This is a genomic window from Achromobacter semiaridum, assembly GCF_053543755.1.
Genome location: NZ_JBLVOL010000073.1, coordinates 25456 through 36266, shown reverse-complemented (window position 1 = coordinate 36266; position 10811 = coordinate 25456). Strand labels below are relative to the sequence as shown.

10 protein-coding genes are annotated in these 10811 nt (G+C 64.2%); all 10 read left to right on the top strand.

Annotated elements, in window-relative coordinates; translation table 11 throughout:
- The first annotated feature begins 81 nt into the window (after positions 1-81).
- The 10 genes from rsxB (at position 82) to ACNPP0_RS19820 (ending at position 10762) form a co-directional block, all read left to right on the top strand.
- Positions 82-729 (top strand): electron transport complex subunit RsxB, encoded by a 648-nt coding sequence (gene rsxB, locus ACNPP0_RS19865; protein ID WP_448706800.1) that lies wholly within the window; start codon positions 82-84, stop codon positions 727-729.
- The gene (nth, locus tag ACNPP0_RS19860; protein WP_104142999.1) at positions 726-1361 is read left to right on the top strand and encodes an endonuclease III; all 636 of its coding nucleotides are present in this window, start codon (positions 726-728) and stop codon (positions 1359-1361) included. The genes rsxB and nth overlap by 4 nt, the downstream gene beginning before the upstream one ends.
- 341 nt (positions 1362-1702) lie before the next feature.
- The gene (locus ACNPP0_RS19855; protein ID WP_046802574.1) at positions 1703-2476 is read left to right on the top strand and encodes an ABC transporter ATP-binding protein; all 774 of its coding nucleotides are present in this window, start codon (positions 1703-1705) and stop codon (positions 2474-2476) included.
- The gene (locus tag ACNPP0_RS19850; RefSeq protein ID WP_448706799.1) at positions 2473-3183 is read left to right on the top strand and encodes an ABC transporter ATP-binding protein; all 711 of its coding nucleotides are present in this window, start codon (positions 2473-2475) and stop codon (positions 3181-3183) included. Before ACNPP0_RS19855 ends, ACNPP0_RS19850 begins: the two co-directional genes overlap by 4 nt.
- Positions 3184-3244: 61 nt before the next feature.
- Positions 3245-4459, top strand: a complete 1215-nt coding sequence (locus ACNPP0_RS19845) for an ABC transporter substrate-binding protein (RefSeq protein ID WP_448706798.1) — start codon at positions 3245-3247, stop codon at positions 4457-4459.
- A gap of 97 nt (positions 4460-4556) precedes the next feature.
- Positions 4557-5444, top strand: a complete 888-nt coding sequence (locus tag ACNPP0_RS19840; protein ID WP_104142996.1) for a branched-chain amino acid ABC transporter permease — start codon at positions 4557-4559, stop codon at positions 5442-5444.
- The gene (locus ACNPP0_RS19835) at positions 5441-6424 is read left to right on the top strand and encodes a branched-chain amino acid ABC transporter permease (protein ID WP_332610700.1); all 984 of its coding nucleotides are present in this window, start codon (positions 5441-5443) and stop codon (positions 6422-6424) included. Before ACNPP0_RS19840 ends, ACNPP0_RS19835 begins: the two co-directional genes overlap by 4 nt.
- Positions 6425-6537: 113 nt before the next feature.
- On the top strand, positions 6538-7581 hold the full coding sequence (locus ACNPP0_RS19830; protein ID WP_332610701.1) for an ABC transporter substrate-binding protein: 1044 nt from the start codon (positions 6538-6540) through the stop codon (positions 7579-7581).
- A gap of 86 nt (positions 7582-7667) precedes the next feature.
- Positions 7668-8513 (top strand): branched-chain amino acid aminotransferase, encoded by an 846-nt coding sequence (locus ACNPP0_RS19825; RefSeq protein WP_448706797.1) that lies wholly within the window; start codon positions 7668-7670, stop codon positions 8511-8513.
- 92 nt (positions 8514-8605) lie between these two features.
- Positions 8606-10762 (top strand): phosphocholine-specific phospholipase C, encoded by a 2157-nt coding sequence (locus ACNPP0_RS19820; RefSeq protein WP_448706796.1) that lies wholly within the window; start codon positions 8606-8608, stop codon positions 10760-10762.
- The last annotated feature ends 49 nt before the right edge of the window (positions 10763-10811 follow it).

Here is a 10811-nt window from a genome sequence, read left to right as displayed (position 1 = left end):
GCGGGCCCGGCCCGCGCCTTCTCAAGCCTGATCCGTATTCCACGGGGCCCGAGTGGCCCCTTTTTCTTTTATTGGCCTTACATGTCCTGTCGCTCACTTGCCGACCGCATCGACGCCTTATTGCCGCAGACGCAATGCACCAAGTGCGGCTATGACGGCTGCCGGCCCTACGCCGACGCCATCGCGCAAGGGTTGGCGCCCATCAACCGCTGCCCGCCGGGCGGCGACGACGGCATTGCCGCGCTGTCCGAATTGCTGCAAACCCCTGCCCTGCCGCTGGATCTGGAACGCGGCGAACCCGGCCCGTTGCTGGTCGCCCGCATCGACGAATCGCACTGCATCGGCTGTACGCTGTGCATCCAGGCCTGTCCCGTCGATGCCATCGTTGGCGCCAACAAGCACATGCACACCGTGCTGGCGGATTGGTGCACGGGCTGCGACCTGTGCGTGGCGCCTTGCCCGGTGGACTGTATTCAGATGGTGCCCGCGGGCCGCGCATGGACCAGCGCGGACGCGGACATCAGCCGCCAACGGCATCGCAGCCACTTGGCCCGCGCAGAACGCCTGGCCGCCGACAACGCGCGGCTGATGGCGCCGGAAGCGCCTGCCGCCGCCGCCAGCGCGCCGCCTGCCCCCGAGGCCGACGCGCAAAGCCAGGACCGCAAGCGCTCCGCCATTGAATCCGCGCTGGCCCGCGCCCGGGCCCGCCGCAATCCGACGCAGTCATGAACGCAGCCAAACGACGCGAGATCTTCGCCCGCCTGCAAGCGGCCAACCCTAATCCGACCACCGAACTGGAATACGACACGCCGTTCCAATTGCTGATCGCGGTGCTGTTGTCGGCACAGGCGACCGACAAATCGGTGAACATCGCCACGCGCAAGTTCTTCCCGCAATACGGCACGCCGCAAGCCTTGCTGGCGCTGGGCGAAGAAGGCCTGTCCGACTACATCAAGACCATCGGCCTGTATCGCACCAAAGCCAAGAACACGATTGCCACCTGTCGGATCTTGCTGGAGCATCACGGCGGCCAGGTGCCCACCACGCGCGAGGCGCTGGAATCGCTGCCCGGCGTGGGCCGCAAGACGGCCAATGTCGTGCTCAACACCGCGTTCGGTCAGCCAACGATGGCGGTGGATACGCACATCTTCCGCGTGTCCAATCGCACCGGTATCGCGCCCGGAAAGAACGTGCTGGAAGTTGAAGAAAAGCTCGTGAAATTCATCCCGCGCGAATATATCCAGGACGCGCACCATTGGTTGATTCTGCACGGCCGCTACATCTGCGTGGCGCGCAAACCGAAATGCCCGCAATGCGGTATTTCGGACCTGTGCGAATTCAAGCAAAAGACGCCGGCATGACACGGCCCCGGGCGGCGTGCCATGCGCGCCGCCCAACCCACGATTGCATGACGCGTTGATAACAATCAAAGCAAATTTGCTGCAACGCATTGCGTCGTAAAAAGGGTTTTCCCGCCTTGCGCGGTGCGTATTGTCGGCCCGCCGACAATTGCCCTTTCCGCACTGCAAAACCTATGTAAAACCCTCATGGAATTTTAATAAAGAGGTCCGCATACTCGCCGGCAACTCATCGGAAAACTACGAAAGTTCCTTAGGATGTTTAGTAGGATTTCCGCCCTTCGGGGGCTTGGCGCAATGACGGCAGGCAGAGACCATATAAATACAACGCCGGTGCAGCGGACATGGATGACACAATCCTGGAGACAAAAGGCCTCACCAAGGAGTTCCGCGGATTCGTCGCGGTCAATGGGGTCGATTTGCGTATCAAGCGGGGGCAGATTCATGCCTTGATCGGGCCTAACGGCGCGGGCAAGACTACGTGCTTCAACCTGCTTACCAAGTTCTTATCTCCCACGTCGGGAACCATCAAGTTCAACGGCATCGACATCACCGGCGAGCGCCCTGCGCAGATCGCCCGGCGCGGCGTGATCCGTTCGTTCCAGATATCGGCGGTGTTTCCGCACCTGACCGTGCTGGAGAACGTGCGCATCGGCTTGCAGCGCAAGACCGGCCTGTCGTTTCACTTTTGGCAAAGCGATAAGCGACTGGCGTCGTTGAACGAGCCGGCGCGCGCGTTGCTGGAACAGGTGGACCTGGGCGCCTTCGCGGACGAGACCACGGTCAACCTGCCGTATGGCCGCAAGCGCGCGCTGGAAATCGCCACTACGCTGGCCATGGAACCCGAGTTGATGCTGTTGGACGAGCCCACGCAGGGCATGGGCCACGAAGACGTCGACCGCGTCACTCAACTGATCAAGCGCGTCAGCGCCGGCCGAACGATTCTGATGGTGGAACACAACATGAACGTCGTGTCCTCCATCGCCAACACCATTACCGTGCTGGCGCGCGGGTCGGTGCTGGCCGAAGGCACGTACGCCGAAGTCTCGCGCCACCCCGCCGTGATGCAGGCCTATATGGGCACCACCGACGGCGAACTCCAAGGAGCGCACGCATGAGCACCCCGGCACTTGAAATTTCGGGCTTGCAAGCCTGGTACGGGGAATCGCATATCCTGCACGGCGTGGATATGCGCGTGGGGCAAGGCGAAGTCGTCACGCTGCTGGGCCGCAACGGCGCCGGCCGTACGACCACGCTGCGCGCCATTCTGGGCCTGACCGGCACACGCAAGGGGTCGGTGCGCATACACGGCACCGAAGCCATCGACCTGCCGACCTACAAGATCGCGCACCTGGGTGTGGGCTACTGCCCCGAGGAACGCGGCATTTTCGCCAGCCTGTCCTGCGAAGAAAACCTGTTGCTGCCGCCCGTCGTGGGCTCGCTGGGCGGGGGGATGTCGCTGGCTGAAATCTACGACATGTTTCCCAACCTGCAAGAGCGCCGGAATTCGCCGGGCACGCGCTTGTCGGGCGGTGAACAACAGATGCTGGCGGTGGCGCGCATCCTGCGCACCGGCGCCAACCTGCTGCTGCTGGACGAGATCTCGGAAGGACTGGCCCCCGTCATCGTGCAGGCGCTGGCCCGCATGATCACGACGCTCAAGCAGCGTGGCTACACCATCGTCATGGTGGAACAGAATTTCCGCTTCGCCGCGCCCTTGGCCGATCGCTTCTATGTAATGGAGCATGGCCAGATCGTGGAGCATTTCGAAGCCGCGGAACTTTCAGAAAAACAGGACACGCTCAACGAACTGTTGGGCGTCTAAAACAACCTGTCATCCGCCGGAACCCCGGCAACACAACACCGTAGGGAAGAGGAGTCATCCCATGAAGCTGCACACCATCACTGCTGCACTGGCCATGGCGGGCCTGGGATTTGCGGGGGTAACCGCCCACGCGCAAGGTATCTCCGACGATGTCATCCGCATCGGCTTCATCACCGACATGTCGGGCGTGTATTCCGACATCGACGGCAAGGCCGGGCTGGACGCGATCCGCATGGCAATCGAAGACGCCGGCGGCAACATCAACGGCAAGAAGATCGAAGTCGTCTCGGCCGATCACCAGAACAAGGCCGACGTTGCTTCGGCGCGCGCGCGCGAATGGTTCGACCAGCAGAAGGTCGACGTCATCGTCGCGGGCACCAATTCGGCCACCAGCCTGGCCATGGCGGCCGTGGCCGCTGAAAAGAAGAAGCCGTTCATCGCGGTGGGCGCGGGCGCGTCCGACCTGACAAACGCGCAATGTTCGCCCTACACCGTGCACTACGCCTACGACACCGTGGCGCTGGCGCGCGGCACCGGCTCGGCGGTGGTGAAGGACGGCGGCAAGAGCTGGTTCTTCCTGACGGCCGACTACGCCTTCGGCCACGCCTTGGAACGCGACACGATGGCGGTGGTGAAAGCCGCCGGCGGCGAGATCAAGGGCCAGGTGCGCGCACCGTTGGGCGCGTCTGACTTCTCGTCCTTCCTGTTGCAAGCGCAAGCGTCCAAGGCCCAGATTCTGGGCATGGCCAACGCGGGCGGCGACACCATCAACACCATCAAGGCCGCCAACGAATTTGGCGTGACCAAGACGATGAAAATGGCCGGTCTGCTGGTCTTCATCAACGACGTGCACTCGCTGGGCCTGCAAGCCACGCAAGGCATGTACCTGACCGACGGCTGGTACTGGGACCAATCCGACGCCTCGCGCGCCTGGTCCAAGAAGTTTGAAGCCAAGGTGGGCCGCAAGCCGTCGATGCTGCAAGCCGGTGACTACTCGTCGCTGTCGTTCTACCTGAACGCCGTCAAGGCCACCGGCACCGACGACGCCGACACCGTCATCAAGTGGATGAAGTCGAACAAGATCAACGACTTCTTCACCCAGGGCGGCTATGTGCGCGAAGACGGCCGCATGGTCCACGACATGTACCTGATGCAAGTGAAGACCCCGGCCGAATCGAAGGGCCCGTGGGACTACTACAAGGTCGTGGCCACGCTGCCCGGCGACGAGGTCTACACCAAGTTGTCCGAATCCACCTGCAAGCTGGTCAAGAAGTAATCTCGGCTCATGTGACCCCAGGGTGGGGGCCCGGCCCGGGCCGTGGCCGCACCTTGAATTCGCTCACTTTTATCCGTACGCGCAGGATTTTCACAAGATGACTGACCTTTTCGGCATCCCTATACAGGCCTTGTTTGGCCAGCTATTACTGGGCCTGGTCAACGGTTCCTTCTATGCCATGTTGTCGCTCGGGCTTGCCGTTATCTTCGGGCTGCTGAACGTCATCAACTTCGCGCACGGCGCGCTCTACATGCTGGGCGCGTTCATCGCCTGGATGGGGCTGTCGTACCTGGGGTTGAACTACTGGGTCATGCTGATCCTGGCGCCGCTGGTCGTTGGGCTGTTCGGCATATTGATCGAAAAATTACTGCTCAAGCATCTGTACAAGCTTGATCACCTTTATGGGCTGCTGCTGACCTTCGGCCTGACGCTGTTGATCGAAGGCCTGTTCCGCAGCTTCTACGGCGTGTCGGGGCAACCGTACCCGACGCCCGAGGCATTGCGCGGGGCGACCAACCTGGGGTTCATGGTTCTGCCGAACTATCGCGGCTGGGTGGTGGCGGCGTCCGTGGTGGTGTGCCTGGCGACCTGGTTCGTGATTGAACGCACCCGCCTGGGCGCCTTGCTGCGCGCCGGGACCGAAAACCCACGCCTGGTCGAAGCCTTCGGCGTGAACGTGCCCCGCATGATTACGCTGACGTATGGCTTCGGCGTGGCGCTGGCGGGCTTTGCCGGTGTGCTGGCCGCGCCGGTTTTGCAGATCTCGCCGCTGATGGGTTCCAACCTCATCATTGTCGTGTTCGCCGTGGTCGTGATCGGCGGCATGGGGTCCATCATGGGCGCCATCGTCACCGGTCTGGGCCTGGGCGTGATTGAAGGACTGACCAAGGTGTTCTGGCCCGAGGCGTCCAGCACCGTGGTGTTCATCATCATGGCCATTGTTCTGTTGATCCGCCCGGCCGGGCTGTTCGGAAAAGAAAAATGAATCGTCAATTCCTGGGCTATGCGGTATTGGCCGTCGTGGTGGCCGCTCTTCCCTTTCTGGGGGTGTACCCGATCTTCGCCATGAAGATCATGTGCTACGCGCTTTTCGCCTGCGCATTCAACCTGCTGCTGGGCTTTACCGGGCTCTTGTCGTTCGGGCACGCCGCCTTTCTGGGCAGCGCGGCCTATGCGGCCGGGCATGCGATGAAAGTCTGGGGCTTTCCCACCGAAATCGGCTTGCTGTTTGGGGTGGGCGTGGCGGCGCTGCTGGGCCTGGCGATGGGCGCCATCGCCATCCGGCGCAGCGGCATCTACTTCGCCATGATCACGTTGGCGCTGGCGCAGATGGTGTTCTTCTTCTTCCTTCAGGCCAAGTTCACGGGCGGTGAAGACGGCCTGCAAAGCGTGCCGCGCGGCACCTTGCTGGGGCTGGTGGACCTGTCCAAGGACATCAACCTGTACTACCTGGTGATGGCCATTTTCGTCATCGGCTACTTCATCATCTGGCGCACGGTGAATTCGCCGTTCGGCCAGGTGCTGCAAGCGCTGCGCGAAAACGAACCGCGCGCCATTTCGCTGGGCTACGACGTCGACCGCTTCAAGCTGCTGGCCTTTGTGCTGTCGGCCGCGCTGGCCGGGCTGGCCGGGGCCACCAAGACGCTGGTCTTCGTGTCCGCCACCCTGTCGGACGCCACCTGGCAGATGTCGGGCCTGGTCATCCTGATGACGTTGATCGGCGGCCTGGGCACCTTGACCGGGCCGATCCTGGGCGCCTTCATCGTGGTGCTGCTGGAGAACAAGGTGGGCGACTTCGGTCAGATGATGGCCAGCCTGACCGGCGTGGAATGGTTCCTGCGCCTGGGCGAATCGGTGACCATCGTGATCGGCCTGATCTTCGTTATCTGCGTACTGGCGTTCCGGCGCGGCATCGTGGGCGAGGTCGGCGCGTTCATCGACAAGCGGCGCGCTGCCCGAGCCTGATCCTTCTGCTGTCCGTCTTTCCTTCGGGGCCGCATCGCGCGGCCCCGATTGCATTGGGCGCCGGCGCTATGGCTCGTACAATAAAACGCACCCAACCCCACAGGTGCCTGACCATGCGCAATCTGCATCCGCTCGCCCCCGTTCTTGGCGCAATCTCGCTGGCCACCGCGCTGGCCTCATCCTTCATTGCCCCCGCCGCCAATGCCGCCCCCGCCTCCGCCTCATCGGCCACTTGCGAGGTCGACCGCCCCATCCGCTTCAGCGGCTTGAACTGGGAGTCCAACCTGGTGCTGGCCGGCATTGAGCGATACGTGCTTGAACACGGTTATGGCTGCAAGACCACCGTCGAAATCGGCGAAACGCTGCCCATGCTGGCCGCCCTGCAACGCGGCGACGTGGACGTCACGCCGGAGGTCTGGCCCGGCCAGATCGAGGGCGCCTGGAAAAAAGCCTTGGCCAGCGGCAAGGTGCTGGGCGTGGGCCACGTGTACGACGCGGGCGAAGGCTGGTACGTGCCCCGCTATACGGCCGAGCGCCACCCGGACCTGAAGGCGGCATCCGACTTGGCCCGCTTCAAGGAAGTCTTTGCCGACCCCGAAGACCCCGGCCGTGGCCGCATCTATGGGTGCCCGGCGGGCTGGGCCTGCGGCACGCTGAACGACAACCTGCTGCGCGCGCTGAAGCTGGACAAGGACTACGCGCTGTTCGCGCCCGGCTCGGGCGCTGCCCAGAAGGCGGCCATCGTGTCGGCCTACAAGCGCAAGCGCGACATCGTTTTCTATTACTGGACGCCCACCTCACTGGTCGGCGCGCTGGACCTGGTCAAGCTGCAACTGCCCGCGTTCGACCAAGCCGCCTACACCTGCATGACGGACCCCAAGTGCACCAACCCCGTGGCCACCGAATTCAAACCCAACCCGGTGGTGACCGGCGTAAACGCGGCCTTTGCCAAGCAAGCGCCGAAGGTCACCGAATTCCTGACCAAGCTGACCGTGCCGGACGACGCCATCAACGCCACGCTGGGCTGGCTGGAAACCGAGGGCAAGGAACCCGAGGACGCGGCGCGCTATTTCCTGAAGCAATACGGACCCGTGTGGCGGCAATGGGTGCCGGCCGACGTGGCCGAGCGCGTGCAGGCGTCGCTGGCGCGCGAATAAGCGCCCGTTCGCGGCCGGCTCCTCATGTATCCTGACGTTTCGGCGCCGCTGCCGCGCCACCCCAATTCGAGTAAAGGAAGATAGACATGGACGCCCTGTATTGGCACAACGGTCACTGGACCACCGACAACCCCAAACTGCTGGGTCCGGCCGACCACGCCTTCTGGATGGCCAGCATGGTGTTTGACGGCGCCCGCGCATTTCGCGGCCTGACGCCCGACCTGGACCTGCACTGCCAGCGCGTCGTGCGATCCGCCGAAAAAATGCTGATGAAGCCGCAGATCAGCTGGGAAGAGATCCAGAAGCTGTGCCTGGAAGCCGTATCCCGATTCCCGGCCGGCACCGAGCTCTACATCAAGCCGATGTTCTACTGCGCCGACGGCTTCCTGCTTCCGGACGCTGACAAGACGCAGTTCGTGCTGCACGTGTTCAAGGTGCCCATGCCCGGCGAACAAGGCTTTTCCGCCTGCTTTTCCAGCTACGCCCGCTCTTGGCCGAACATGGCGCCCACCGACGCCAAGGCGTCCTGCCTGTACCCCAACGGCCAGCGCGCCATTCGCGAAGCCGCCGACAAGGGTTTTGACAACGCCATCATGCTGGACGGCGCGGGCAACATCGCCGAATTCGCCACCAGCAACCTGTGGATCGCCAAGGATGGCGTCGTGTCCACGCCGGTGGACAACGGCACCTTCCTGAACGGCATCACACGCCGTCGCGTGCTGACGCTGCTGAAGGCAGATGGCGTCGACGTGCAGGAACGCAGCCTGACCCGCGCCGACATCGAAGCCGCCGACGAAGTGTTCTCGTCCGGCAACTACGGCAAGGTCGTCCACGTGAACCGCGTCGAAGACCGCGCGCTGGAATACGGCCCGATGGCCCGCCGCGCGCACAAGCTGTATATGGACTACGCGGAAAGCACCGGCCGCAAATAAGCCCGCGCACATCTGGCGCCATCGCAGTCAGCCAGATAAAAGGAAAGGCGCGTAGGCTATTGGGCTTTGGACCGTCAGGCGAGCCAAAGCCCATGCACAGCAGACGCGATTTCCTGCGCAACAGCGCCGCCCTTGCCGGGGCCAGCAGCGCCCTGGCCTTGTTCCCCGCCGCCATCCGGCGCGCGCTGGCCATCCCGGCCAATCAGCGCACGGGCACGATCCGCGATGTAGAACACATCGTGATCTTCATGCAGGAAAACCGGTCGTTTGACCACTACTTCGGCGCGCTCGCGGGGGTGCGGGGGTTTGGTGACCGCTTTCCGATCCCGGTGCCTGACAGCCCCGACCATCAACATCGCACGGTCTGGGCGCAATACAACGACAAGCCCGACGAAGGCGCTCCGCGCACGGTGCTGCCCTATCGGCTGGATACGCAAGAAGCCTTTGAAACCGTGCGCGTGGCCAGCACGCCGCACACCTGGTCCAACGCGCAAGACGCCTGGGATGCCGGCCGCATGGGCCGCTGGCCCGCCGCCAAGAAAAACCATTCCATGGCGTACTACGAAGCGGCCGACATGCCGTTCCAGTACGCCATGGCGCGCGCGTTCACCGTTTGCGATGCGTATCACTGCTCGTTCACGGGCGGCACCAACACCAACCGGCTGTTCGTCTGGACAGGCACGAACGACGGCGCGGGGCGCGGCAACGGCCCGGCCCTGGGCAACGTCTATAACAAGCTGATGGGCGGCGACCCAGCCGGCGCCTACACCTGGACCACCTACCCGGAACGGCTGGAGGCGGCCGGCGTCAGCTGGCGCATCTACCAGGACATGGCCGACAACTATTCGCTGAACCCCACCGCCGGCTTCAAGGCCTATCGCGACGCCTATCACGGCGTGCCGGGCTCTTTGGCAGCGCTGAAGGACAAGGCGCTGACCACACGCGGCCTGGACCTGTTGCGCCAGGATGTGCTGGACGGCAAGCTGCCGCAGGTGTCGTGGATCTGCGCCACCAAGGCCGGGTCCGAGCATCCCAGCCCGTCCAGCCCGGCGCAGGGCGCGGACTACACCGCCCGGGTGCTGGACGCACTGACCGCCAACCCGGACGTCTGGAGCAAGACCGTCCTGCTGCTGATGTTCGACGAGAACGACGGCTTCTTCGACCACATGCCGCCCCCTGCCCCACCATCGCGCGATGCCGGCGGCGCGCTGGCCGGTGCGTCCACGGTCGATACGCAGGGCGAATACCACGAACGCATCACGGGTGTGGAAAAGGACGACACCCCCGCGCACCTGCACGGCGTGTATGGGCTGGGGCCGCGCGTGCCGATGTACGTGCTGTCGCCGTGGACCAAGGGGGGCTGGGTCAATTCGCAAGTGTTCGACCACACCTCGGTGCTGCGCTTTGTTGAACAGCGCTTCGGCGTGGCCGAGCCGAACATTTCCGCATGGCGCCGGGCCGTGTGCGGAGACCTGACGTCGATCTTCGACTTCGCCACGCCCAACAACAACGACGACCTGCTGCGCGCCTTGCCCCCTACCGCCGAACGCGCGGGAAAAGCGTCCGCGCTTGCCGGCACGATAATTCCGCCGGCGCCCGCGCAGCCCGCGCTGGCGCGCCAGCCTGGCGGCACGCGGCCGTCACGCGCGCTTCCCTACGCGCTGCATACGCATGCGCGCATCGACGGTGATCAGATCTTCTTGCAGTTCGACAATGCCGGGGCGGCCGGCGCGGTTCTGCACGTCTACGACCGCTTGCGCCTGGCCGATGGGCCGCGTCGGTACACGCTGGAAGCGGGCACGCGCCTGCAAGGGCAATGGCCGGCAGCGCAAGGCGACCGCCGCTACGACTTGTGGGTGCTGGGGCCTAACGGTTTTCATCGCCACTGTACGGGCCGCGCCGCGCCGGATGCGCCGCCAGCGTTGGACGTCACGGCTGCCTACGCGGGCGTCGGTGCATCGTTGCAGGTGTCGGTACGCAACCCGGGCGCCACGCCACGGGCATTCCGCATCGAGGCCAATGCCTATGACTTTCCGGGTAAGACCTCGGCCACGTTGGCCGCGGGCGAATCAGCAAGCCTGTCCTGGGACATGGGGGCAAGCGGCGGCTGGTACGACATCACGGTGCACGACGAAGATGACCCGTCTTTCACGCGCCGATTGGCGGGCCGCATTGAAACGGGTGCCCCGTCCACGTCCGACCCCGCCATGGGGCAGGCGTTGATCCTGCATTGGAAACCGGCGGCCTGACGGCGCGGTGCGGAACAAGCCTGTGCGCAAAAAAAACCGGGCGCCGGCC